Source organism: Bacteroides sp. 2201st1_D9_2201SCRN_220225 (assembly GCF_040928965.1).
GTDB lineage: Bacteria > Bacteroidota > Bacteroidia > Bacteroidales > Bacteroidaceae > Bacteroides > Bacteroides stercoris.
Genome location: NZ_JBCODG010000071.1, coordinates 1 through 25,544, shown reverse-complemented (window position 1 = coordinate 25,544; position 25,544 = coordinate 1). Strand labels below are relative to the sequence as shown.

Below are 25,544 nucleotides of genomic sequence, written 5' to 3'. Positions count from 1 at the left end.
CTCATTAACACCATAAACTAAGTAAAGGAGCCATAAAGACAGGGGTAATCTTTATCTTTTCATAGAGGAAAGATAGTAAAATCTATTCATATAAAAAGGCTGCACCGTATGATACTCTGTTCATACGATGCAGCCTCAGTTATAGACAGGTTGTTTTTTAAGTCAGCCTGCAGGTTTTATCCCAGCGGATTTTCTTCCTCTCCGCCATTGCCACTGCCGCCGTTACTGCCGCCACTTGTAGCAATCTCCTCGCCGTTGGTCGAGATACGCGTTATTCCGGAGCTCTTTACCATATCTTTCAGCCTTTTTCCCGGAGTGAGGATCAGTTTCTGCCGGTAGATGCTGTCGGCGGTTACATCTTTTGCCTCGCTTTGGCTTTTGCAGTTCAGTCCCGGGCGGATAGTGCCGAAATCTCCTAATTTCACGGTCGCTCCGAGACTGACGTAAGTGCTGAGCGCATCAATCAGTCCGTCCATAACCATTTTTACAACGCCGCGCGGAGCCATACCCTCCTTCGTAACCTGGTCGCACAATCTGTCGTAGCTGATTTCTCCAATGGAGAACGAAGCGGCTACATACTTTTCCGACTTACTTTCATCGAAACCGAAAACTCTCTTTTTAACTACATAACGGAATGCCATAATCTTTTTTGTTTTAGATGGTTGTTACTTCAAAATCATATATCTTTGTGATCACAGTGCGAAGTTACAACATGCCGGAACGGACGGGTGCTTTAAAAGCGCTTTCGGTACTTTCCCTGTGTTCGGAAAACCCTATAGACGGCTGTTTAATATTTTGGTTTACAGCTGATTGAAACTTTTTTAAAAATATTTTGGAAATATCGTAAAAGAATCGCTTCATGGAGAATTTTGCCGCTATAGATTTTGAAACGGCCAATGAACAGCGCACCAGTGTATGCAGTGTCGGTGTAGTCATTGTGCGGAATGGAGAAATTGCAGACAGCTATTACAGTCTGATTCGTCCCGAACCGGAGTATTATACTTATTGGAATACCCGTGTGCACGGTCTGACCCTGGCGGATACGTCCCGGTCGCCTGTCTTCCCGGCCGTATGGCAGGAAATAGCACCACGCATTGAGGGACTGACGTTAGTGGCGCATAATAAAGCGTTCGATGAGAGTTGCCTGAAAGCGGTATTCCGCATGTACGGCATGGATTATCCCGATTATGATTTCCGTTGTACTTTGCAGGCATCACGCCGTGCCATTAAGGGACTGCCCGATTATCAGCTGCATACGGTAGCGGCATGGTGCGGTTACCGGTTAGAGCAACATCACCATGCGCTGGCCGATGCAGAAGCCTGTGCCTGGATAGCCAGGCAGATTATTTAGAATATCCGTTTAGCGCAGAAATTCGTAATGACCGGCAGTGCCTTCAAAAGAAAGGATGCCGTCGTCCGAACGTACTTCCATGGCAGGGATATATACCTTCCCGTCTTTCTTTATTTGCCATGTTCCCGGAATGAGGTCGGTGATAACAAATTTCATGGCAGCGTTTCCGTCTACTTTCATATCGACTTTGCCGGACAGAGGCCGGCTGTCTCTGCTGAAGGTAACGACCCGGTCGGCTATCTGTACGCCTACCACTTTCTCCGCATCAATGCGTTTCACGTCGTGCATCCGTTTGCAGGTGTTGTCTGCAACCTGCATTACGTTCAGGAAGCAGTCTTCGGTGGCAGGTGCGGCAGGCGACACTTCCACACGCCATGCTCCCCGTTCGTTGGCATCATCGGGGCGGTTGGGCAGTGCGTCGTTCGGGTAGTTGGTTCCGAATACCCAGAATTCTTTTCCTTTGCCGCCCACCTTCTCTATCTGTGCATTTCCGGCTTCGGGCAATAATACATGGTTCTGCAACATTCCGGTATCGCCGTTTTTGGTGCGCCGGACAATGAAACGGTTGCCTTCTATCGTAGGTTCTTCAATGCTGTGCAGCAGCCAGAATTTCTTGAGTGTGGGGTCGGAAGACACAACTTTGTCAAATACGATAAGTGCGGCGGGCACTTCGGCAGTGTGCAGGTTCAGGAAGACGAAGGAGCGTTTCGCCTCTTTTACTTTATCCGTGTAGGCTTGCGTGATGTCGCCTTTCAGATAGGAGTAGTCGGGCTTGCAGGCATCAGGCCCGAATCCGTGCGCCAGGGCTTTGCCGGTTGTGTAGTCTTTACTTAGCAATTGCTCGAACGAGCGGCAGGTTTCCCAGCGGTCGCCAGGCATGCGTTGTCCGCCGTCATTGGTTGCAAATTCGGTCTTGCCGCCTCCGCCATAGTTCCAGCAGGCGAATTTTTCATCGGGATTATATACCAGCAGCGAATTATGCGCAATGGTACGTTTGAAGAAATTCTTGTTGTGCGGGCTGTTGTATCCGCCGGAACTTCCCTGATAGGCTCCCGCGTCGATGGCAAGGGGGCCTTTGTAATAGAGCTGGAAAGAGCCGCCGTCCAAGTGCTGGTGGTTGCCGACAAACTGTTCGTTTATCTTCATTTCGGCAATCACGCTGTTTTCGTCCCATGCCGTGCGGGCTATCATCCAGCCGAAAGGACTTCCCGAATAGCGTGTCAGCGGCAGGTCATCGGGAGCTTTGGCCTTCAAATCCAAGTCTCTCCACAGAATGTCGAAGATGAGGCAGTGGCGTTCGATGTTGGGTTTGCGTTCGTACTCGTATGCCAGATAGCTGTCTTTGTAGAAGCTGGAAGCCAGCATGGCAGGCAGTGAGTAGGACGGCATGTTTTTTCTGATAGGATTCGTATCGCCGGCCGGCATCACCTGCCCGTCGGGACGGCGGCGGTAGAGGAAGTCGTACAGGACAAACTGCTGCGCCGGGTTGTATATGGCTCCTGCGCCCATGCGTTGCAGAATCCAGAGCGAGAAGAGGTCGTTGCTGAAACGTACATTTACGTAGCTCGTTCCCTGATGGTAGTTATGCCCGGAGTAGATGTAGTTTCGCACAGGCAGATAATCCTTGAACATCATCTTTATTACATGGTTGTACATGTCCGGATATTCATCGTAGATGGCTATGCCGGCAGAAAGCATGTCCCGTAGTATCATCCATTCGCTGGAGTGCCCGGCAATCGGTTCGTTGTTGCGTGGGGGATAGCCGCATTCCATTGTTTTGGCTATGCGGATGAAAGATTCTATGTAAGCTTTCTTTTCGGATTCTTTCATCTGGTCGTAGCACCAGTCATATACCATTGCACCGCAGGTGAGCATTACACCGCTGGCACGCGACAAATCACCTTTTGTTCCGTAATTGACGTTCTGAAGCGTGTCCAGCATGGCGGTAATGGCGCTTCTGGCCTGTTTCTTGTCGCCATACACCAGATAGTCGAGTGCCTGCACTTGTACGCGGCTGGTCACGCCACGCATTTCAAAGTAGTAGCGGAACCCTCTGTCCTTGACTTTTGCCTCTTCTTCGGGAGTACGGTCTTTGCCCAATTTGTTCAGGGTAGCCAGAACTTCCTTTACATGCGGGTGTTCCATGCGTTTCTTTAAATCGGGCAAATCGGCGGAGCGTACATAAAGCCGGGGGTGTACTTGCGGCGGAATGGGTACTGTGACGCCTTCCATATTCTCCCAGGTAACCTCTGGCCTGCTTTGTTGCGCATTACTTTTCAGACAGAAAACACAGAGGAAAAAACTCGTGATAAATAGGATACTTTTTTTCATGTTTTTTTGTTTGGTATATTAATAAGTAGTTGTTCTTCCATCCGTTCCGGTGGGGATAACCGTGTTTAACCCATTGTAAATGTAAGGCAAAAATTATTATCTGTCTTGCCTTTTGACGGACAAAATATACCTATTCCTGCATTTTTGAACATAAATGATATATGCTGGGACATTATTAATATCATGCAGTGCAAATACAGATTCAGTCAGACTGAAGATAATCGAAAATAAGGGTGAATACCGTACCTTTGTCATGGTGTGAATAAACGGAAATTGCACCTTTGTGAAGTTTGATTATTCTCTCTACCAATGCCATTCCAATACCGTTTCCTTGTGAGAAATCCCGGTTCCTGCCTCTGTAAAAAGGTTCGAACAGATGCTCCATATCTTCTTCGGGAATGCCGATGCCGGTATCGGAGAAACGGATAAGTACCTTATGTTTGGAAAACGAAATCTGTACCGTTGAACTTTGGTCAGATGAGAACTTGCAATTATTTTCGATAAGGTTTACAAATGCTGTCCGAAGCAGATAGTCGTTACCACGAATAGTGACCATTCCGTCATCTTCGGTATCGTCTTCAAACCTTAAGTCAACATTATAGCCGCTGTGGGCTTTCATCACCATGGCACTGGCATCCAATAGCACTTCGTCAAGACGTATTGCCGACATGCTTATTTGTTCTGTATTGTAGCTTGCCTTTGCCAAATCCATTAGTCCGTTGGATAGTTTCTCAATATTACGGGCATCGGAAAGCGCATTTTCAACCACTTTTTTATAATCTTCGCTTGAGCGCTCTTTGTAAAGAGAAAGTTCGAGTTCGGCAATCAGTGCAGCCATTGGAGTCCGCAGTTCGTGCGAAACATTACTGATAAACATCTTTTGGGCTTCAAATGATTCTTCAAGGCGGTCCAGCGTTTTGTTGAACGTTCGGGCAAGTTCTCCTATTTCGTCTTTGTGGTCTTCTACTTCCACACGCTTGCTGAGATTGGAAGCGGTGATGGCTTCAACTTGTTTTACAATTTCCGATACTGGTTTTAGTACGCTGCGTGCCATGAAATAGCCGATGACAAACAACAACCCGAATGAAACCGCCCATACCGCAAGCAGGCGTGTATTTAGAATATGGAGCATATCGTAGCCTGCTTGTGGAAAGAGCAATTCTTCGAGCACAAAGAAGACGGCGATTACAAGTAATGCCGTAACAAACAGATATCGGAGCGTTAGTTTAGTACGGATTTTCATAGCTGAATATGAATCCCATTCCCGGTTTGGTATGGATTAGTTTGGTATTGAAATTTTTGTCTATCTTTTTTCGCAAATAGTTTATATAAACATCGATGAAGTTTGTTCCGGTATCAAAATGGGTGTCCCATACCTTTTCGGCTATTTCGGTACGGGTTAGAATTCTTTCCGGGTTTTGGACAAAAAAGAGGAGTAAGTTGTATTCTTTCGGTGTAAGTATAATGGACTGTCCGTTTCGCGAAACGGACTTTGTCCTGAGATATACCTTGAGGTCTGCATACTCTATGCACTCTACTGTGGGTATTTGGCAGCGCTTCAGTAGGATTGATATGCGTGCATTCAGTTCTCGGAAGTCAAAAGGCTTGACCATATAGTCATCCGCTCCCGAATCGAATCCTTCGAGTTTGTCGTCTGTCGTACCGAGTGCGGTAAGTATCAGTATAGGCACAGTTTCGTTTTGCCGTCGGATATCGCGGCATAAATCAAACCCACTGCCATCGGGCAGCATTATGTCTGAAATGATGATATCCTGTTTTTCGTAGGCAAACATTCTCAACCCTTCCGATACATTGGTTGCCGTGCCAACCGTGTGTCCGGACTCTTCCAAACCGCGTTTGAGCAATTCGGCCATACGGTTTTCATCTTCTATAACAAGTATTTTAGCCATATGTTGCAAAGGTAGATGATTTTTTTGTAAGAGATGGGTTTCTAATGATTTTCTAATTGATTTATAAGTGTTTTCTAATGATGTAAGACTATGCTTATGGCTATTTTTGCCCGCAAAAAACAATGTTTATGATACGTTTGCTGCTCATAGTTTTTTTCTCTTTTATTGGTGTATCTGTACCGGCTCGGCAAATTAGATTGTCTTCCGACCAGATAGAGGCTATGTTTCTGAAACAGAACTTGGCACTTATTGCCGAACGGATGAATGTTTCGATAGCCGATGCTGCCATTGCCGAAGCAACAGTTTGGGACAATCCGGAATTATCCGTCGGTGATATCAACTTTTGGAAGAGGCGGGGGACTGATGAGTACGGAGGTGCGGTTGCCAGTCCCAAGCAGTTTTCGCTCGAACTCTCTCAGATGGTTTCGCTTTCGGCGCGCAGGATAAAGTTGGCGGAAGTTGAAAAAATAGATAAGGAGATAACCGTAAGGCAGTTTGAAGAGCTGTTGCGAAGTCTGAAAATGGAACTTCATATCTCGATAGCTGAGCTTGTATATCTACAAAATCTGCTTAAGGTTATCGATAGTCGGCAGACTCTTCTCGAAAAGGTTGTTGCCGGATATCGGGCGCAGTATCAAACAGGGAATGTAACCGGAAATGAACTGTTAAGGCTGCAAACGGCGCTGTTTGCAGTAAACGGAGAAATGAACGAGGTACGGACCGAGTATAATGCACATCAAAAGAACATAAAGAATTTGCTTGCTTTGGAACCTTCGGTCGTGGTGATCGTTGCCGAGGAGCAGGTTGACTTTCCATCTCCTCTAACATTGGATCCTGCCATGCTTATGGAAACGGCTTTGGCATCCCGTCCCGATTTGGCTGCAGCAGTACTGCGGGCTGAATATCACCGTAAAGATATCGTTTATCAAAAGGCATTGGCGATACCCGACATTAGCTTGGGAATAAAGTATGACCGTGCCGGAGGCGTGTGGGATAACTTCTTCGGTGTGGGAATAGGAGTGCAATTACCGGTTTTCAATCGTAATAAAGGAGCTATAAGGAGGGCACGGTTCAGACTTAGGCAGAATGAAATTTTGGTGTTGCAGGAACGGAATAATATACGGAATGAAATTATTGAATGCCTGGAAAATTACAAAGCCGTTTACTCTTTTCTTGAGGAGAACGGTGTGAATCGTTCCATACAAAGCGAGATGGACAAGATGCCGGATGTGTATACAAAGAATCTGTTGATGAAAAATATATCGATGGTTGAGTATATGGATTTTATGGATAGCTATCATGCTTCGAAAGAGGTGTTGTTGCGGAGCCGGAAAGAGCTGAGGCTTCAATTTGAACGCTTACAATTTGCAATAGGACAAACTATAAAATAACGAATGATGAAGAGAATAATTTATCTTTTACTACCGTTGCTGGCAAGCTGCGGAGAGAACAGCCGGAGCAGTCTGCCGACCCGGGAAACCGTTTCGGACGTTTTTTTGCAGGAAGTGCTGACAGCAAAAGCCGAGTTGAAGCGGTTGCAGAAGGAGTTTACCCTTGCCGGAAAAGTAGTTGTTGATTCCGACCGTACGATAAGCTATTCACCTTTAGTAAGCGGTGTAGTCGTGAAAAGCTACTTTTCGCTTGGCGATTATGCAGAAAAAGGTAAAAGGATGGTAGATATACGTTCGGTCGAATTGAGCTCTTTGCAATCGGAACTTGCCGTGGCCCGACAGAATCTTAAAGGTGTGGAGTCCTTGCACGAGAGCGGGATGGCAACCGATAAAGAGCTTGTCGAAGCTCGTTCGACAGTCGGGAAGTTGCAGTCAGATTTTGTTCTTTATGGCGAAAATCAGGATAACGGCGTCTTTTCCGTAAAAGCCCCGATGAGCGGCTATGTAATCGGGAAATACTGCAATCCGGGAACCTCTTTCCCGGAAAGTGGCGGACCGCTGTTTTCGATGGCCGATTTATCGACAGTGTGGGTTGTAGCGAATGTCTATGCCGGAAATTTGCAATTTGTACACGAGGGGCAATGCGTTGAAATTACATCCGTGGCCTATCCAGCAGAGGTTTTCAAGGGTAAGATAGATTTCCTCTCACAGGTTTTCGACTCCGAGGACAAAGCATTGAAGGTGCGAATCACATTGCCTAACCCGGCATTGAAGCTTAAACCGGAAATGCCTGTGGTGGTAAAATTGTTCAATGATTCGAATTTGGAACTGGTAGCGGTTCCGAGCAGTGCAGTGATTTTCGACAATAACGGTTATTATGTAGTTGTTGGCGATGAGACTTCCGGGATTCGGAAGATCACCCCTTTCGCCCGGCATAATGACTTTACCTATATTACCGAAGGAATTAAGGTGGGTGAAGAGGTCGTTATAAAGAACCAACTGCTGATGTATAACGAAATAAAAGGGAAGTAACGATGCATAAGTTCATAGAAAACATCATAGGATTTTCCCTTAAGAATCATATGTTTATCCTTTTTATGACGGGAGTTCTGTTTGTGGCGGGAATTACCTGCTACCAGAATACTCCCATCGAGGCTTATCCCGATGTGACCAATACGCGGGCGAAAATCATTGCCCAATGGCCCGGACGCAGTGCCGAAGAGGTAGAGAAGTTCGTTACGCTTCCCATAATGCAACAGCTTAATACCATTCCTCGGAAAACGGATGTGCGCTCCACATCCTTATTCGGGCTGGCGGTTGTCAATGTACTATTTGAGGACGGTGTAGATGATTTTTATGCTCAGCAGTATGCTTCGAACCGTATACAGGAGTTGAGCCTGCCGGATGGCGTGGAACTTTCGATTGAACCGCCGAGTGGAGCCACCGGGGAAATCTTCAGGTACATACTTAAGAGTGACCTGCCCATCCGCGAGGTTTCGGCCGTTAACGACTGGGTAGTGCAACGGGAGCTTTTGGCTGTGCCGGGCATTGCAACGATTGCTACTTTCGGCGGCGAGGAGAAAATGTACGAAATTCGTGTAAATCCGGTGGAACTTGCCAATTACGATATTTCTCCTCTTGATGTTTATGAGGCTGTAGGGAGAAGCAATATCAATGTGGGCGGCGATGTAATACAGAAGGGGGCGCAAGCCTATGTGGTCCGTGGTTTGGGACTATTGGAAAGCGTTGAGGATATTGAAAACCTATTGATTACCACCAAAGGCAGTTCGCCGATTCGGGTTAAAGAAGTTGCCACGGTATCCGTATCTGCAAAACCGCGTCAAGGGCAGGTTGGGCTCAATTACGATGATGATGTGGTACAAGGCATCGTGATAATGCTCCGTGGTGAGAACCCGAGCGAAGTCATCGCGCGTCTTAAGGATAAAATCACAGAACTTAACGACAGAATTTTGCCTGAGGATATAAAGATAGTGCCCTTTATGGACAGAACTCGGCTTGTCGATGCTACTGTGCACACTGTAATCGGAAATATGCTGGAGGGAGTTCTGCTTGTGTCATTTATCGTGTTCTTGTTTCTGTTCAACTGGCGTACCACGGTTATTGTGGCTTCGGTCATCCCTCTGTCGTTTCTTTTTGCAATTACGATGCTTCGGATACAAGGGCTGCCTGCCAATCTGATTTCGATGGGGGCTTTGGATTTCGGGCTGTTGCTGGAGGGTACGTTGGTGATAACAGAGGTGGTTTTCGTTGCGCTCCTGCAAAAATCGCAGGAGAGGGGAAAGTATTTCGGCCGTTATGCCAAAAGCGGGCTTATAAAGAAGAGTGCCGGTTCGGTTGCTTCTCATATTTTCTTTGCCCAGATTATTCTGGTGGTGGCGCTGTTTCCTATTTTCTCGTTTCAGAAAGTGGAAGGAAAGATGTTTTCTCCGCTGGCTTTTACGCTTGGGTATGCTCTTCTCGGCTCTTTGCTATTGTCGCTTACTTATGTCCCTGTTATGTGCAAGGTGTTGTTTTCAAGACCGATAAGAGAGAGGAACAACAAGGCTGCAAAGGCATTGGAGGGATGGCTCATTTCGTTTTATTACTTCACTAAGCGTCATAGGAAAGCAACCGTTGTCGCATTCGTACTTTTATTCGGTATCTCCCTGTTTCGGTTTATGTTTTGGGGCACGGAATTTATTCCGAGTATGAACGAGGGAGCGGTTTATGTTCGCGCCACTTTGCCTAACAGTGTCAATCTCGAAGAGAGCGTGCGGCTAACCAAAGAGATGAAAGCCAAACTGCAAAGTTTTGAGGAAGTGGATTTTATTCTTACACAGACAGGGCGTCCCAATGATGGAACAGATGCAACGGGCTTTTTCAACATTGAGTTTCACGCCGAGCTCAAACCCGAATCCGAGTGGAAGCGCAAGATGTCCAAAGAGAAGCTGATTGAGCAGATGCAAGATTCTTTGGCTGTTTATCCGGGAATTATTTTTGCTTTTTCGCAGCCTATTCAGGACAATGTAGAAGAGTATGTTGCCGGAGTAAAAAGTGCGTTGGTCATTAAAATCTTCGGTAATGATCTGTATACATTGGAGGCTGCTGCCGATAGTGTTGCCGGAGTCATTAAAGGTGTTCGAGGAGTGGAGGATGTAAATGTATTCCGCTCAATCGGTCTGCCGGAATTGCAGATTAAACCCCTTGAGTCGAAAATGGCCCAATATGCCGTGTCTATGGCAGATGCCCAGGCGGTTATCGAAATGGCTATCGGTGGGAAAGCTGCAACTGTGTTTTACGAAAATGAGCGTACCTTTGACGTGATGCTCCGTTTTGAACAGCAGTTCCGCAACGATGAGCAGAAAATAGGTGATATTCTTATTCCGACAATGGATGGCAAGCAGGTTCCCCTCAAGGAAATTGCGGACATTAAGTTTGTGACGGGACCTGCGTTTATTTATCGTGAAGGAAGCAGCCGGTATGTGGGGATAGGTTTTTCCATTCGGGACAGGGACCTCGGGTCGACCATAGATGAGGCGCAAGCCAAAGTTGAAAGGTTGGTGCATTTGCCTGAAGGCAGCAAGATACAATGGGCAGGCGAATTTGAAAGCCAGCAGCGAGCCACCACACGTCTTGCGGTAGTTGTTCCGGCCGTTTTGCTTTTGATTCTCTTTTTATTGTATATGAACTTCGGCACAGTCAAAGATACGCTGATTGCCGCAAGCACTATGCCCTATGCTTTTATCGGGGGATTTATTTCGCTTTGGGTGGCAGGCATTCCGTTCGGTATTTCGGCGGGTATTGGGTTTATCATCTTGTTTGGAATAGTGTCTATCAATTCTATTTTGCTCACGGCACTGATGAAATCGCTTTTGCAGCAAAGCCGCAATATAGGTTTTGCAATAGATGAGGCCGTACGCATCCGTCTTCGTGCTGTGCTGATGATTTCATTAATGGGTTCTGCCGGATTGCTTCCTGCCGCTCTCTCCACAGGAATGGGTTCGGAAGTGCAAAAGCCGTTGGCAGTGATGATTGTAGGCGGCATCCTGATATGTTTTGTGCTTTCGTTTACTGTTTTGCCTCAGGTTTTTTACTTTGCGTACAGTAAAAGTAAGATAAACGGCAACAGGTGATTTTTAGGTATCAGGCAGAAGAATTGCAGGATTTATTCGTTTCTTGTGGATTTATCATTATCTTTGACTGCGAATGCTAATGCGTTAAACAGCCGTTGCCCTTTCGTCAGACAACTGTGTAACGAAAGGGCAACATCTGTTTAACGCAAGGGTGACATCTGTCTGACGGATTACGGTTGGAGGTGCGGTATCTTGCTATTTATGAACGTATTGGCTGATAGTGCCAATCTAATACCTTATTACATATGAGTGCTTACTATGATTTGTATCAGACTCCCGACCCTTTGGGCGAGAACCGCAACGAGCCCCGTCTGCATGCCCGTATCCTGCCACGGGGAACAATCTCCGCCGATAAATTCCGTGAGTTGGTGGCTAAGGCCACCGGTTTCAGTCCCGCTATTCTCGACGGAACTTTGCAGGCTGTTACGGACGAACTATACAGTTGGCTGTCCGAGGGTTGGACGGTGGAAGTGGGCGAGTTGGGCTATTTCTCCGTATCGCTGAAATGCGATCGTCAGGTTACCGACAAGAAAGAAATCCGTTCGCCGTCGGTACATTTTCAGAATGTGAACCTGCGTCTCGGGAGCAAATTCCGTAACCGTTTCAATACGATGGAGCTGGAACGCAAAGCGTCACCGTACGTATCCCGTTCCTTGATGGGCGAGGAGGAGAGGAAAGAAAAACTATTGCTGCATTTGGATAAATACGGATGCATCACACGGGCGGATTATGAATCGATAACAGGTTTGGTGAAGCATCGGGCAGTGTCCGACCTGAACCGATACCTTGCGGAGGGGATGATACGTAAGTATGGTAGCGGTAAAACGGTGGTCTATTTGAAACCTTGATATCGGAAGAGAGACTTTTTTATAGGTGATTTGTCCCTACCTTTGGGCATGAAAACCAAATTTATGGAAAATACGCTTAAAGCCTGGCTTTTATCTTTTCTTCATTTATTCTTTCCCCGGCAGTGTGTTGTGTGCGGCACACCTCTGCAGGAAGGGGAGGAGGCTATTTGTTTGAGATGCAATATGGATTTGCCCCGTACGGATTATCATCTTTGTGCGGATAATCCGGTGGAATGTATGTTCTGGGGAAAAATTCCTTTGGAACGCGCTACCTCTTACTTCTTTTATCATAAGGGCAGTGATTTCCGCCGGATACTGCATCAATTGAAATATGGCGGCCGTAAGGATTTGGGAGAGACAATGGGGCGTTTTATGGCAGCGGAATTGACTGTTTCGGAGTTCTTTTGCGATGTGGATGTCATAGTTCCCGTTCCTTTGCATCCCCGCAAGCAGCGGATGCGCGGATATAACCAGAGCGAATGTGTGGCCAAAGGGGTTGCGGCGGTTACGGGTATTCCTTTGGATGCTGCTTCCGTAGTGCGCAAGAAACATACGGAAACGCAGACAAGCAAATCTGCCTATGAACGATGGAAGAATGTGAACGGCATCTTTCATCTTCGCTATCCCGAACGTTTTGTCGGAAAGCATATCTTGTTGGTGGACGACGTACTGACTACCGGAGCTACCATTACTACGTGTGCCGATGTGTTTCGGGACGTAGAAGGTGTACGTATCAGCGTGCTGACGCTTGCTGTTGCGAATTTTTGATAGATTCCGGTATTTCGGAAGAACGGGAAGCTTCCGGATATGTATTAAAGTTTGTAATCTGTGTACTTTTTTAACAGAATAGTCGTTTGAACTAATTTGTTCTTTAGGCATTTATATGGCTCACTTTTAAAGTAGAAACTATATGAATAAAACAAATTTGTCAGCCTATATGGCTATGACTGTCTCTCAGTTGAAAGAAGAACAGCGCATGGGTACGGCGCATGTGTATCAAAGTACGTTGAATCGTATCAAGGATTTTATGGAGCAGGACTCCATCAGTTTTGAAGAGGTCACCCCAGTGTGGTTGAAAGCATTTCAAGAGTATCTGCTGGAGCGTCAGCTTCATTGGAATACAATTTCCACGTATATGAGGATGTTGCGTGCCACTTATTTCCGTGCCGTAGACGATGGGCTGGCTCCTTATCAGCCCAGGCTGTTCAAGGGAGTATATACGGGAACAAAGGTAACTGTAAAACGTGCTGTGGATGAAGATGTATTCCGGCAGCTCAATGCACCTGTGGCGGATGAGAGCCTGGAGTTTACGCGCTTGCTTTTTTTATTACTTTTTATGCTTCGTGGAATGCCGTTTGTAGATATTGCTTATCTGCGGCATTGTGATTTGCATGGCAACGTGATAGTGTACCGTCGTAAAAAGACGGGTGCATGGCTTACTGTACGCGTAGAAGCTGAGGCAATGAAGATTATACGCAATCTCAGAAATACCGATAAGACTTCTCCCTATTTATTCCCTCTCATTCATCATCCGGGAAAGGATGAGTACCGGCAATATCAGAATGCTCTGCGTAGTTTCAATTATCATTTAAAGAGATTAGGAGAACGTATAAAAGGCGTTGCAGGACTGACAAGTTATACCGCAAGGCATAGTTGGGCTACCATTGCCAATTATCGGAATTATCAACAAGAACTCATTAGTAATGCAATGGGACATTCCTCTGTTAAAGTGACAGAAACTTACTTTAGAAGGCACTCGGATGATAAAATATGGGATATGAATAAGGAAATATTATCTTATATATTTGATAAACAATGATTTGTATTTGCCTGAATAAAAAACATTAAGTCTATTAATGTTTTGATAATACTACAAATGTTATCCGTTACTTTGTAGGTAACGGAGAGTTATATATTGCAACAAATATCAACAAAATATTTGTATTAAACAAGAAAAGAAAAGATTTTTTTCCAAAAAATAAGTAAAGCCGTCCTTTGATATGCTTACAAGACGGACTGACTTGAATGACAGTGTTTTCCTTTGGTGGAAAATGCATAATACTTTCATGTCTGTATTATATTAAATTAACACAGAAAATCTGCTCGTATTTTTTCGCTCTCTCCAATAATCCGCAACAGTTAATTATGTTGATGCAAGATGTCTCTTGCAGTGTGTTTGTTCCTGTTTTCCCGTTACCTACAAAGTAACGGAAATGTTAACCTGATAAAATATATAGACAGATAAGTTATATCTTAATAAAAATGGAGAGCATGAAAAAGAGCCTTTGCATTATTTTCCTGTTTATCGGCATTTCTTTGTCAGCACAGGACATTTCGTTGAAGACGAATCTTCTGTATGACATCAGTACTACTTTCAACCTTGGTGCCGAATTCCGGCTGGCTCCGAAATGGACGCTGGATGTTTCCGCGAACTATAATCCTTTTACATTTTCAGACAGTAAGAAGTGGAAACACTGGATGGCACAGCCCGAAGCACGGTATTGGCTGTGTGAGGCGTTTAACGGACACTTCTTTGGTTTGCACCTGCTTGGAGGGCAATTTAACGTGGGCAACGTGAAATTCCCTCTGGGCATTTATCCTACTACCAAGGACTATCGGTATGAGGGATATTATTACGGCGCCGGCTTGTCCTACGGCTATCAGTGGATATTGGGCAACCGCTGGAGCCTGGAAGCGAGCATCGGTGTAGGTTACGTACAGAACCATTACGATAAGTATGACTGTCCCAAATGCGGTGAGTGGAAAGAGAAGAATGACAAAGGGTACTTCAGCGTCACCAAAGCCGCGGTATCATTGATATATGTTATTAAATAAAGGAGGAAGTACATTATGAGAAAAGAATGGATATATGGCAAACTGATATGCAGTGCGTTGTTCTTGCTTGGAACGTGTCTTCCTGCTTCCGCGCAGACGGGGCATCTTTCAGGCGTACGCGTAGTCAATGATGAAATAAAGAAGAACGGCCGTGAGGTTCATGTGAACTTTATACTTGATATAGAGGAGATGCATGTGAAGCGTCAGGAGAGCGTGCGTCTTTATCCGGTGGTGGTGGCGAAAGGGGGTGGTAAGAGTTTGGAGCTTCCTTCTGTGGTGTTGGATGGTCGTGTCCGCGATAAAGTACACCGCCGTGAGAAGGCGCTGACCGGGTCTGCAAAGACCGATGGCGTTTATATAGCGTTGCGCCGTAAAAACGGAGAGGCGCAGCAGGTGGAATATGCAGTGACTCTGCCCTATGAGCCTTGGATGGCTCAGAGCCGCCTGGTGCTGCGCGAACAGGTGACGGGATGTCTGGAGTGTGCACAGTCCGGCATGGAGGAAACGCCGGTAAAAAATACGTTCCTGCAATTGTTCCGGCCGCAGTATGCCACAGCCTTCGTGCAGCCCGGGAAAGAGACTGTGAAGGTGCGCAACGAGGTGCGTGTGGCACGTTTGCAGTTCCGTCAGGACAGTTACAACATAGACCCGAAGTTCAAGAACAATGAATCGGAACTTGCCACGGTAAGCAGCTCTGTCGAGGTGGTAAAGACAAATCCCGATTTGACCATAACCGGAATTTATATTACCGGATATGCTTCTCCGGAGGGTACGGTGGAGTATAACCTGAAGCTGTCGAAGAATCGTGCGGAAGCATTGGCTGCGTATGCGCAGAAAGATACGGAAGTGGATGCTTCGCTGTGGCATGTGACCGGTGTGGGCGAGGACTGGGAAGGCTTGCGCAAGGAAGTGGAGAAACATCCGCAGTTACTGAAGATTGACGATGTGCTGAGGATTATCGATGAGTGTGACGGCGATAAGGACCTTTGTGAACAACGTATCCGCGATCTTGTGCCTCCCGAGATTTACCAGCGTTTGCTGAACGAAATGTATGGTCCGTTACGCCGTAATGAGTACCGCATAGAATATAATGTGAGAAACTTTAATCTGGAAGAGGCAAAGAACCTGTTGAAAACCCGTCCTGACCTGCTGAGTGTCGAGGAAATCTATATGGTGGCAGATTCGTATGGGAAGGGCAGTGCGGAATATGATGAGGCTATGCTGACTGCTGCCCGCACATATCCGGCCAATGCCGCTGCTGTGGTGAACGGTGCTTGTGTGAAGATGGAGCAGGGTGACGTGAAAGGTGCGATAGACCTGCTGGAGGGTTGTGAGGTGAAGGATGATGCTTCGGTTCTAAATGCGCTGGGTGTTGCCTGTGCCAGGGACAAACAATATGACAAGGCGAAAGAAATACTGGAGCGTGCCTTGAAGGCGGGAAGCATGGAGGCGCAAAAAAATCTGGAGCAGTTGGCGGGAGTGGTAGCTGATTTATAGTATACCACAGGATACATGTTTGTAGCAACATATAACAGAATACACAAATAGAACGAGTTATTAATACTATTTTATTTAATTAATCTATCAACTTATGAAGTTAAACAAGTATTTTATGCTGGGATTGGCAGGATTGGCTTTCGCAGCATGTAGCAACGAAGATGAAGGTAATGATATCTTGACGAAAGGTACCAAACAGATTTCCGTGACGATTTCTGCCGGAAGCTATGGACAGACAAAAGCCGGAAGCGGGTGGACAGAGGATGCTGATAAAGCTATTAATCCTCAGAATATCAAACTTTACCTGTTGAAAGCAGATGGTAATATTGTTGAGGTAAAAGATGCACAGGTCGGTAGTGACAATGTCTATCACAATGTAAGTCCTGAAGTTACTAAAATTGCGGCTGTTGCCAATTTTAACGAAGATACCCCACTTCCTATTGAAGGAAACTGGGATAATGATATTTTAAAAGCAACTTTGAATATGAACAAATATGGAGTTGCATCCACAGCACCTTTAGCAAGCAAAGTAGCTGATTTGGTTCCTAATGGTACTGATGCAGCAGATGGCAATACGATGTATACGGCAACAGTTGAACTGGCGACCATGCTTTCCCGTATTGAGTTGAGCGGTAATCTTACATGTACCAACTTGGGTGTTAGTGCATATAGCAAGTTAGTATTGACTCACATCGGTCTTAATGGAGTACATCAACAGTTTACATTGGGTGGAAAACCGGTTGGTAATGAATTATATGATAAGACCAACCAAGGAGGATACCCGGTAAGTGTACCTGCATGTTTTTATGATGAAACATCCGGTCCTGAAATCACTACTACTGCTGAAACGGCTTTATTGGCTGGTTATGGCTATAATGTACTGGGTCAGCCTAAAGAAATGCTTCTTAAGTTCGATACAGAATTCAAGAGCCCTGTAACCGAAGGATTTATCGTTTATGATCCTGCCTACTTAAAGATTACAGGTCTGAAAACAGCGGAAGGTGGTAAAGTAACCATGGAAGCCGGTAAAATCTATCAGATTACAGACCTGGAATTTACAGAAGAAGACTTGACCGATTTGGATCCGGGAGAACCTACTATCTGTGTTACCGCTACTGTAAAAGTAAAGGACTGGGAAATTGTACCGGTAAAACCTGAATATGGCGAATAATCTCTACTAATTTTTTCAATCGGAGGGATTGTATCAAAACAAGGTGTTGAGACAGGAACTGTTCCCGGTTTTGATACATCCCTTCCATCTCTCTCTCTTTCAACTAATTCTAAGAAACATACATAAAATATGAAATACACCAAATACATACTATCCTTGATGTTTTTAGCTTCGCTCAACGGGTGCATCAAAGAAGATATGAGTGACTGTCCGGGCAACTGCCTGCTGGAGTTCAGTTATGTAGGCGACGGTACAACCCAAATCTTTCAAGATAAGATTCATAAAGTGGACATGTATGTTTTTGATAGTGACGGTGTGTTGCTGTCTTCTCATCCGATAAGCGAAGCTGATATAAAAACAAGAGCCACAGAGTTGAAGCTGCCTATAGGAAACTACCGGATTGTGACAGTGGGCAATACCTATCATACGGAGGTCAGCAACGGGCAAAGTCTGGCAACTGCCCAATTCTGTGATAAAAACTGTATAAGTGGCGAACGGATTGTCGGAAATGACTCTCTGTATTATGCTTACAAAGAAATCAGCATCCCCGGTGATGCACAACAGATAAAAGAACAGATGGATTTTGCCAGTTCGCACTACAAAGTCCATGTGGAAGTAGTAGGAACGGGACCTGTAGAGTCCGCTACCCGCACTCCGGTATGGCCGTTGCTGAGCATGAGCGGATTGTCTTCTATGACCGGTTTCGACAATAAGGCATGCGGCAATATTGTTACCTATTACCCTGAAACTGAAAATAATGCGGAAAAGCATACCATGCTGGCACGTTTTAATATAATGAGGCATACTAATCATGAAAATGTGAATTTAGACCTCACTGACGCTAATGGAGTGAACCTTGCTCATGTAAATCTGGCCGATTTCCTGGCTGCCAACCCTGTAGTAGACCTGACCAGACATGAAGCGCTGATACCTATCCGCATTGAGTTTAAGTCTATAGGTGCGGTGGTCACTGTTCCCGACTGGTACATAGTAGACGTGAAACCGGAATTTTAAAAAGAGAAAACGATGAAGACATTAAATACAATATATCTATGGCTGATGTTGGCTGCATGTGTGCTGGCACTTGCGGGATGTGTCGAGGAAAAAGTGTCCGGTACGGGAGAAGGCGGGAATATCAGTGTGAAAATGAATGTAAATGCCCGTGGCGGTTCCGACATACAGGCTGAAATGGAGAATGCCGTAAAGAGCTTGCGCGTATATGCTTTTATCGGACAGAAACAAATTGGGTATTATCGTGGAACTACCGGTTTAAATCCGGATGCAGGAGGTAAAATCTCTTTTTGGATGGATTTGGAATTACCGCCTTATTCTGCACTTGTACAGGAGGTATGGTTCTACCTGGTGGCGAATGAGGATGCAATGCTGAGACCATCTGCAACTCTTCGGGAGGATATGACACGCGATGAATTGGAAAAGCTTTATTTTGGAGAAATCAATGCTCGTGGTTATGGTGCGGTTCCGATGGCGGTCAAGCAGTCTCAGAAAATAGACCCGAATAATCTGAAGGAAAGTACGGCAGGCGGTTCGCATAACGGACATCTGATGTGGAATGGAACAGTGGAATTTGAACTGGAACGGGTTGTAGGTAAGCTGGGCATGTATTTTGCCGCTAAGGAAGCTGGCATGAACTTAAGTATCGAACGCATTGATTTTTTAGGAGTGCTTCAATATAATTATCTGTTCCATCCGGAAGATGCAGTGTGGAAAGAAGTTCCTTCTTTGGACGGTCCATTCGAATTACTGACCACCTCTTCTCCGGTGACAAAGGTAATGACAGATGCTGATTATGAGTTGCTTGATAAAACAGATCCGGAAAGTATAAAGAAGGGGTTTAATGACTTTTTTTCCGTTCCGTTTTATATGTTTGAAAACTATTATGGTTCCGGTAATCCGAATAGTTGGGGAACGGCAGATACGGAACATAAAGGTTTTGTGGTCAGGGTTACTTACAGTATTAACGGGAACCAATCGGTGAAAGATATTTATTTGCCGCAAGTGAAGCGCAACAAGTATTGTGTGGTGCTTAACCGTATCGGTCCGGACGATGTGATAACGGTGGATTATATGGTGGCCGACTGGGACGATGCCGATGCGTGGAATGACTTGACTTTTGAATATCCTACATATAGCAATCCGGTATTGCCGCTTGACGGCGATAAACCGAATACTCCTCCCGTGGTTTGCTACACAGGCGATGAGGGTTCGTCCACAGAGGAAGATGGAGCTTTTTCTGTTCTGTTTGAGATGACTGCACCGGAAAATCAAGAATGGGCTCCCACTCTGCTTACTGGTGTCGGAAATTTTGTCTGTAAGGTTTATCAAAATGGAAAGTTGGTAGATGCTCCTTATCAAGCTTCTCCCAATCCGTTTACAATCAAGGTGATTGCACGGAATCCCGATGCTGTAGGGCAGACTGTTAATTTTGGTATTACTTATTCTCCTATCTGGGATTCGGGAAGTCCCAGTCTGTTAATGATTAATGGAACACAAGGTGACATTGCATGGCCGGGAAGTGGCGACAGAGCAGATGTGATTACAATTAGACAAGTATCAGAAATTCAAAAATGATGAACAGATGAAACGGATATTCTACCATATGGCTTGTTGGTTGGCAGTGTTAGGTTGCGCTGCCTGTAGCAATGAAACGGATTTTGTAAAAACGGAAGCGGACAATAATAGTATTGTGCTTGACATTTCGTCTGCAACAACGCCGGTGACCCGTGCAGGCGCAACGGGTGCGGAAGTGACGGTAAGTTATGTTGATGTATTGATATTTGATGATACGGATAACAAAAGCTTGGCACATTATGAACGGGTGCAGGTGGTAGCCGACAGTCAGAAGAGCGGTAAAATTACATTGGCAAAAGTACAGCGGAATGATTTTACAGCTAATGAATCATATTGGGTATATCTGATAGCCAATAGTACATTGGGAGAAGACAAATTTCAAGAGGTAGCCGATTTGGGAAAATTACGCGGGTTGATGGAAGAACAGCGTAATATACACATGACCGGCGCCGGTACTGACCCTGAAATACCGATGATTTTTCTTATGGACGGCATAGCCTACCCCGCTGGAACAGACGAACCGGAAACGCCTGGAAAAGTAGTGCTTAACAATGGCAATCTTTCGGATAAAACGGAATTGGCCGTTACATTGCGACGCGCTGCTGCCAAAATTGTTGTGAAGATAAAGAAAGGGGAAGATGTTACCTTTGATAATTCATCGGGAGCCTATAGAGCAGGTTATTATCTGCGAAACATGTCTTACAGCACAACCCTTATTCCAAACCCGAATGCGAATGATAATGTAAAATTGCGGACGCCCGATCCTACTGCGGGTAAATATTTTGCATGGACGGAAAATGAAATAACTGTTACGGCTTATGCTTACAGTCATAATTGGAAGGATAAGCCTTTGGAAAGAGAAACGCGTCTGGTGGTGAATATTCCGCTCTATTATAAGAAAGAACCGGATTTGCGCGGAGCTAATTATTATCAGATTCCTATCAGCAAAGAGAAGGTTCTGGAACGGAATACTTATTACGAAGTAACGGTAGAGGTAAATGCGCCGGGTGCAACAGAAATTTTAAAACCCGAAGAACTCGAACCTGTCAATTATACCGTGCAAGCATGGGACGAGACAATAATTAATGTTGGAGGAGAAACCGACCGGCCGAAATATTTAACGGTAAATGAGGAAGAAATGGAAATGTATAATATCTCGGATGATAACACAACGCTGGAATTTGCTTCTTCATCGGAGGTCTCGGTTAAGGTGACGCGGGTTTATTACATTGATAAATTTGGGCAAACACAGGCTACAACCAGTGAAAGGGAGATTGCCAAGATGGGTATTAATGTAGTACCGGATAAAGGATTGAACGGAAATATCAATATACACAGCCCGTTGCCTACCAACAATACGATACGGTACATAGAATTGGAAATAACCAATGAGGATGGAGTAGAGGCTCGTAAAGTAACGGTTGCCCAATATCCGTTGGAGTATATTACGAATATTCAAGGGTGGTATTCGTATAGAAAAGATTTTAAGAAGAATGATTCTCGACCTACAACTTATGAATATAAAGGAGATGGGATAGTAGGAGTCAGTCTTGAAACAACAGGATGGTGGGGGGAATGGACAGGGGAGTATCATTATGAAACATCTTCACAGAGGGGCTTTTGGTATTCTAAAGTAGCCGTACCTACAAGTAATGGAAAATCTAATATCAATTCTTATTATTATGGTAGTAGAAATACTCCTGCGTCATCTTTGGCAGAAAAAAATGGAAATGCCCGTATGTATCATGTAAGAATATCTGCTTCGTCTAAAGACTATACTTTAGGAAGGCCTCGGCTTATTGAGGATGAACACAATCCGGGACTTATGGTTACAGATAAAGGGGCGGATAATAAAAAATTGGTCTCTCCCTCTTTTATGATTGCTTCTCGATTAGGTTTTGTCAACACAGGCAGTGGGGGAGTTTCATTGGAGGACGATGATGAGAGTTTAAGAATCGTGCGGGAACATTGTGCTAATTATGTGGAAGTATATAAAGATGTGAATGATCGGAAAGTTGTGTTGGATGACTGGCGGCTGCCAACAGAGGCGGAATTGAAGATTATCATGAAATTTCAAGGTGGGCCGGGTGAGGAGGCAGATGCCATTGATTATCTGCTGAATGCATATTATTATTTTAGTGCAAGCGGTCCTGTAAGAAATGAAAAAGGCAATTCGCGTGGCACTTCTGTCCGCTGCATTCGTGATGCCTTTGATACCCAGAAATAGAGAAGTATAAAAAAACAGAAAGATATGGCAAAAGCAATAAAGCATACAGTACTTGTTGTGTTGGGACTGTTGGTCTCATTCACCGCCTGTCAGACGGATGAGTGGACTGCTTTTCAAGAAAAAGAAGCTCCCGAAGGTTATGTTAATATACATTTCGAAACGGAAATACCGGCTATGCCGGTGGTGACCACCCGCTCTGTAGACCCGGATGGTAAAGGGGTAAATAGTATGCAGCTGTTTTGTTTCGACAGCTACGGATTGTTTATAACAACTACGCCGGCAACAATCACTTCCCACGGGGAAGAGTCTGGAGAATTTACAGCAACCATACCTGCCAATACACGCCGTATTCATTTTATTGCCAATCAGAATATGACTGATTTCCAGGAAGATGAATTCAGAAATAAATCGGAGGCAGATGTGATAGCTCTGCTGGAAGGTTCGTCCGGTATGATGATTTATTGGGCTCGTTTTGCATGCGATGCTAACAACGAAGAACCGATTGACCAACAATTGGCCAAGAATCCTAATATAATAATGATTCGTAATCAGGCTAAAATTACAATAGACAATCCGACAGGAAACGGTTATCTGGTAGTTACCGGTTTTACAGCCTATAATACGAATGCTTTTGGTACTGTGGCTCCTTATCATCCTACGAAAGGGTGGGTATGGTCTTCGAATGCAGACGTTGAGCCTTTCGTTACATTGCCTGCCAATGATGCCAAGTTGAGCGATATTCAGGATGTACAGGATATCAGCCAAAATCCGGAATTATATGTGTTCGAATGCGAAAACAGCTCGGAAGACCCGGTCAGTGTCATCATCCGCGGACATCTGCCCGGTGAGAGCGAAGAACTTTATTATCGGGTGATGCTGATTAAAGAGAACGGTGAGCAGGAATTGATACGAAGGAACCATCATTATACATTCCATATTGCAGGAGCGCTTTCTTATGGACAGCCTACCTTTGAAGCAGCACTTACAGCGGCAGCCACAAACAATGTATGGCTTTCCATATCGGACGAAGTTGAGTCGGTGGAAGATAACAACTATATATTGGCCGTGGACCAAACGAGTGTCGTGTATAATGATGAAAGAGCGGGTAAGACTGCCGAACTGAAATATACACTGTCGGGCAAGAACGGCACTGTAATTACCGAAGCAGACAAGCCGGTTGTAACATGGCTTGACGGAAATACCGTGGCAGCCAATACGATAACGGAAGCTTTTACCATAAACAGTAACGGGGAGGGTGAAGGAAGGATTATCATTAATCTCCTGCCAATGAATAACAACCAGAAACTGGAAGGTACATTGTTGGTGAAAAAAGACCGCCTGCAACGTAAAATCAAGGTGATTATGGTGAAGAAGCAGAATTTTACGCCGGCATGGGCATCTACGGAAATTTATGGCAATATGGATGATGGCGGTGCGCACGCTACTATAATGTTTACTATTCCGGAAGATTGTCCGACAGAGCTCTTTCCGCTCAGGGTACTGCTTGCAGTAGAGGCTTTGGATGTGCGCCATGAATCGGGTATGGTATTGCCGCTGGTGCGTGAAGGCGAGGAAGGTTATGGAACGGAGATGCCGGAATGGAAATATAAATATGTGTATACTGTGACGGAACCTGGTGTACAACGTGTTTATTTCAGGAATATTCTGAATGAGGAGGATGGGACAACCAAGGATATCAGTATCGAAGCCGAACACTTTAACACCATGCATCGTATCTTTACTTTTGCAGGCTCTTCACAAAAGTCGATAACAGTAGTGGGACTGGGAGAATATAATGGAGCAGAAGATGGAGGAGACTTTGCGGATGATGAGAAAATCCTTTACCGTTTGGTGCCGCAGAAGAAAGGAGCCTTAGTACAGTTTGATATGCTGTTGAAAGATGGTGCAATGGCTATAAATGCAGGTGATAGGGATGAGTTTTTACTTTATTCCCAATATTTGGATCATATAAAGGACGGAGAAGAGCCTGATGGAGTAACTTTTGATTGTACTTTTTATGAAGTAGACAAGAGTGAATGGGGTTCAGGAGGACGTGTATATATGTTTAAGCCGATTGATGCCGGAAATCCGGAAGAAACAGGACGTTATTCCATTTACATGAAGACTAATGCTGCACGGAGTGCGGAAGTAGTACGTATGGCATCCAACCAGCATGGTTCTCCCTCAGGGTTACCGTCGAATAATGAAGCCGAGTATACGGGAAATACCTATCGCTCCGTTACTTTTGAACTTGCCAATTACCATCCTTTCCGCTTTGCCGCACGGGTGGATGATATCGGTACTGATGCTTCGGGCAATGCGGAGGAGGAGGAAACACCGCTGACATGGACTTATGAACCTGAACAGGAAGTGGATATTAGCTTTGATGTAACCAGTTTTACCGGTTCAGATGGAAAGTCTGTCGATCCGTTTGGAGAAGAGTTCGAAATCTATATTGATGCGCCTATGCTGGAAATAGATGATGCACGCCTGAAGGAATTCAACTTAGATAAAAACAAGCTGAAAGCCGATCCGAACACAGAAGGACGCTTTATTTATACGGTAGAGGCTAATCGGGAGGATGAAAGACGGTATGGAGTAGGTGAAGCCTTGCAAAAGGACGATGCCGCTGGTGCAGGAAGTCAAGAGGGAGAACGGAAAAAGCTTCCTTTCAAAACCAAATCAGCGGTAAGTGCCGGGGATATTGTCGTCAGTTCGAATAATAGGCAGGTGGTATTCTTTGAAAAGACATTTAAAGTAACCAATGAATCCATTACCGGAACCATCCGCTATACTGCTAACGGGGAGACTAAACCTGTGCCTAAGGGAGCTTTTGTATCTTTTGAACGTGAGGTGAACGGCAGCCGTATTGGTGTCATGACCATTCGGGAGGATGGCCGGTATGAGTTACGTTTGCGTAAGGAATATAATTTCGATTGGTATATAGACAATGTGGAACTGCATTATACGGTAAATGGAGAAGTTTATCATACTATGACCAAATTAAATGAGTTATTCAATAACAGAGATTTGGTTTTGACAGCAGCAACAACTGAATAACAGTAAGTATGCTGAGCCTTACAGTATTTATCAGATGGATAGAACTTATGCCGGTTGGAAAAGAAAATATATAGAATCTCTTATCATATACAATGGCTGTCTGTGACAGATGGCCTTGTTGTTTGGGGTCAATGTAAAAACCTGAGGGGTAATATTTGTAAAAATCCTATCTTTGCATAAAACTAACTCAGAAATCTTATG

At 45.0% G+C, this 25,544-nt stretch carries 18 protein-coding genes; 14 read left to right on the top strand and 4 right to left on the bottom strand.

Annotation, left to right across the window (positions count from 1 at the left end):
• Window positions 1-176: 176 nt before the first annotated feature.
• Window positions 177-641: a DsbA family protein gene (locus AB5903_RS18185; protein ID WP_005655368.1), complete on the bottom strand. Its 465-nt coding sequence runs from the start codon at window positions 639-641 to the stop codon at window positions 177-179.
• A 218-nt stretch (window positions 642-859) separates the two neighbouring features.
• On the opposite strand from AB5903_RS18185, the gene AB5903_RS18180 reads away from it, so the two are divergent.
• Window positions 860-1,351, top strand: coding sequence for a 3'-5' exonuclease (locus AB5903_RS18180; RefSeq protein WP_005655365.1), 492 nt, complete (start codon window positions 860-862; stop codon window positions 1,349-1,351).
• Between the two features lie 9 nt (window positions 1,352-1,360).
• Here the strand turns inward: AB5903_RS18180 and hepB are convergent, their stop codons facing one another.
• From hepB to AB5903_RS18165, 3 genes are all read right to left on the bottom strand, one after another.
• A complete protein-coding gene (gene hepB, locus AB5903_RS18175) occupies window positions 1,361-3,682 on the bottom strand; it encodes a heparin/heparin-sulfate lyase HepB (protein WP_005655363.1) in 2,322 nt (773 codons plus the stop codon).
• Between the two features lie 202 nt (window positions 3,683-3,884).
• A complete protein-coding gene (locus AB5903_RS18170) occupies window positions 3,885-4,925 on the bottom strand; it encodes a HAMP domain-containing sensor histidine kinase (RefSeq protein WP_005655361.1) in 1,041 nt (346 codons plus the stop codon).
• The gene (locus AB5903_RS18165) at window positions 4,909-5,592 is read right to left on the bottom strand and encodes a response regulator transcription factor (protein ID WP_005655359.1); all 684 of its coding nucleotides are present in this window, start codon (window positions 5,590-5,592) and stop codon (window positions 4,909-4,911) included. Before AB5903_RS18165 ends, AB5903_RS18170 begins: the two co-directional genes overlap by 17 nt.
• 128 nt (window positions 5,593-5,720) lie before the next feature.
• Here AB5903_RS18165 and AB5903_RS18160 point away from each other — a divergent pair, with 128 nt between their 5' ends.
• The 13 genes from AB5903_RS18160 (at window position 5,721) to AB5903_RS18100 (ending at window position 25,343) form a co-directional block, all read left to right on the top strand.
• Window positions 5,721-6,983, top strand: coding sequence for a TolC family protein (locus AB5903_RS18160; protein WP_229127123.1), 1,263 nt, complete (start codon window positions 5,721-5,723; stop codon window positions 6,981-6,983).
• 3 nt (window positions 6,984-6,986) lie between these two features.
• Window positions 6,987-8,015, top strand: a complete 1,029-nt coding sequence (locus AB5903_RS18155; protein WP_368118089.1) for an efflux RND transporter periplasmic adaptor subunit — start codon at window positions 6,987-6,989, stop codon at window positions 8,013-8,015.
• Window positions 8,016-8,017: 2 nt separating this feature from the next.
• Window positions 8,018-11,116, top strand: a complete 3,099-nt coding sequence (locus AB5903_RS18150; RefSeq protein WP_368118088.1) for an efflux RND transporter permease subunit — start codon at window positions 8,018-8,020, stop codon at window positions 11,114-11,116.
• Window positions 11,117-11,361: 245 nt separating this feature from the next.
• Window positions 11,362-11,964 carry a DsbA family protein gene (locus tag AB5903_RS18145; RefSeq protein ID WP_022103372.1) on the top strand — a complete coding sequence of 201 codons (603 nt, stop codon included), beginning with the start codon at window positions 11,362-11,364 and terminating at the stop codon, window positions 11,962-11,964.
• Between the two features lie 63 nt (window positions 11,965-12,027).
• Window positions 12,028-12,732, top strand: coding sequence for a ComF family protein (locus tag AB5903_RS18140; RefSeq protein ID WP_195657859.1), 705 nt, complete (start codon window positions 12,028-12,030; stop codon window positions 12,730-12,732).
• A gap of 142 nt (window positions 12,733-12,874) precedes the next feature.
• A complete protein-coding gene (locus AB5903_RS18135) occupies window positions 12,875-13,783 on the top strand; it encodes a site-specific integrase (protein ID WP_117741919.1) in 909 nt (302 codons plus the stop codon).
• 443 nt (window positions 13,784-14,226) lie between these two features.
• Entirely contained in the window at window positions 14,227-14,799 is a 573-nt protein-coding gene (locus tag AB5903_RS18130) for a DUF3575 domain-containing protein (RefSeq protein WP_082709284.1), read from the top strand.
• Window positions 14,800-14,814: 15 nt separating this feature from the next.
• The gene (locus tag AB5903_RS18125) at window positions 14,815-16,296 is read left to right on the top strand and encodes a DUF3868 domain-containing protein (RefSeq protein WP_117955884.1); all 1,482 of its coding nucleotides are present in this window, start codon (window positions 14,815-14,817) and stop codon (window positions 16,294-16,296) included.
• A 94-nt stretch (window positions 16,297-16,390) separates the two neighbouring features.
• Window positions 16,391-17,467 (top strand): hypothetical protein, encoded by a 1,077-nt coding sequence (locus AB5903_RS18120; protein ID WP_117955883.1) that lies wholly within the window; start codon window positions 16,391-16,393, stop codon window positions 17,465-17,467.
• Window positions 17,468-17,596: 129 nt separating this feature from the next.
• Complete coding sequence (locus AB5903_RS18115; RefSeq protein ID WP_117955881.1) at window positions 17,597-18,481, top strand: FimB/Mfa2 family fimbrial subunit; 885 nt, start codon at window positions 17,597-17,599, stop codon at window positions 18,479-18,481.
• 12 nt (window positions 18,482-18,493) lie between these two features.
• On the top strand, window positions 18,494-20,056 hold the full coding sequence (locus AB5903_RS18110) for a hypothetical protein (protein ID WP_368118087.1): 1,563 nt from the start codon (window positions 18,494-18,496) through the stop codon (window positions 20,054-20,056).
• Between the two features lie 7 nt (window positions 20,057-20,063).
• Window positions 20,064-22,283 carry a hypothetical protein gene (locus tag AB5903_RS18105; RefSeq protein WP_117955878.1) on the top strand — a complete coding sequence of 740 codons (2,220 nt, stop codon included), beginning with the start codon at window positions 20,064-20,066 and terminating at the stop codon, window positions 22,281-22,283.
• Between the two features lie 24 nt (window positions 22,284-22,307).
• On the top strand, window positions 22,308-25,343 hold the full coding sequence (locus AB5903_RS18100; RefSeq protein ID WP_368118086.1) for a hypothetical protein: 3,036 nt from the start codon (window positions 22,308-22,310) through the stop codon (window positions 25,341-25,343).
• Window positions 25,344-25,544: the final 201 nt, after the last annotated feature.

Excerpts from the sequence above, each read along its gene's own strand:
- AB5903_RS18160 (WP_229127123.1), top strand. The coding sequence starts at position 5,721 with ATGATACGTTTGCTGCTCATAGTTTTTTTCTCTTTTATTGGTGTATCT.
- hepB (WP_005655363.1), bottom strand. The coding sequence starts at position 3,682 with ATGAAAAAAAGTATCCTATTTATCACGAGTTTTTTCCTCTGTGTTTTC.
- AB5903_RS18185 (WP_005655368.1), bottom strand. The coding sequence starts at position 641 with ATGGCATTCCGTTATGTAGTTAAAAAGAGAGTTTTCGGTTTCGATGAA.
- AB5903_RS18155 (WP_368118089.1), top strand. The coding sequence starts at position 6,987 with ATGATGAAGAGAATAATTTATCTTTTACTACCGTTGCTGGCAAGCTGC.
- AB5903_RS18120 (WP_117955883.1), top strand. The coding sequence starts at position 16,391 with ATGAAGTTAAACAAGTATTTTATGCTGGGATTGGCAGGATTGGCTTTC.
- AB5903_RS18115 (WP_117955881.1), top strand. The coding sequence starts at position 17,597 with ATGAAATACACCAAATACATACTATCCTTGATGTTTTTAGCTTCGCTC.
- AB5903_RS18150 (WP_368118088.1), top strand. The coding sequence starts at position 8,018 with ATGCATAAGTTCATAGAAAACATCATAGGATTTTCCCTTAAGAATCAT.
- AB5903_RS18145 (WP_022103372.1), top strand. The coding sequence starts at position 11,362 with ATGAGTGCTTACTATGATTTGTATCAGACTCCCGACCCTTTGGGCGAG.
- AB5903_RS18105 (WP_117955878.1), top strand. The coding sequence starts at position 20,064 with ATGAAACGGATATTCTACCATATGGCTTGTTGGTTGGCAGTGTTAGGT.
- AB5903_RS18100 (WP_368118086.1), top strand. The coding sequence starts at position 22,308 with ATGGCAAAAGCAATAAAGCATACAGTACTTGTTGTGTTGGGACTGTTG.
- AB5903_RS18165 (WP_005655359.1), bottom strand. The coding sequence starts at position 5,592 with ATGGCTAAAATACTTGTTATAGAAGATGAAAACCGTATGGCCGAATTG.
- AB5903_RS18135 (WP_117741919.1), top strand. The coding sequence starts at position 12,875 with ATGAATAAAACAAATTTGTCAGCCTATATGGCTATGACTGTCTCTCAG.
- AB5903_RS18125 (WP_117955884.1), top strand. The coding sequence starts at position 14,815 with ATGAGAAAAGAATGGATATATGGCAAACTGATATGCAGTGCGTTGTTC.
- AB5903_RS18140 (WP_195657859.1), top strand. The coding sequence starts at position 12,028 with ATGGAAAATACGCTTAAAGCCTGGCTTTTATCTTTTCTTCATTTATTC.
- AB5903_RS18110 (WP_368118087.1), top strand. The coding sequence starts at position 18,494 with ATGAAGACATTAAATACAATATATCTATGGCTGATGTTGGCTGCATGT.
- AB5903_RS18130 (WP_082709284.1), top strand. The coding sequence starts at position 14,227 with ATGGAGAGCATGAAAAAGAGCCTTTGCATTATTTTCCTGTTTATCGGC.
- AB5903_RS18170 (WP_005655361.1), bottom strand. The coding sequence starts at position 4,925 with ATGAAAATCCGTACTAAACTAACGCTCCGATATCTGTTTGTTACGGCA.
- AB5903_RS18180 (WP_005655365.1), top strand. The coding sequence starts at position 860 with ATGGAGAATTTTGCCGCTATAGATTTTGAAACGGCCAATGAACAGCGC.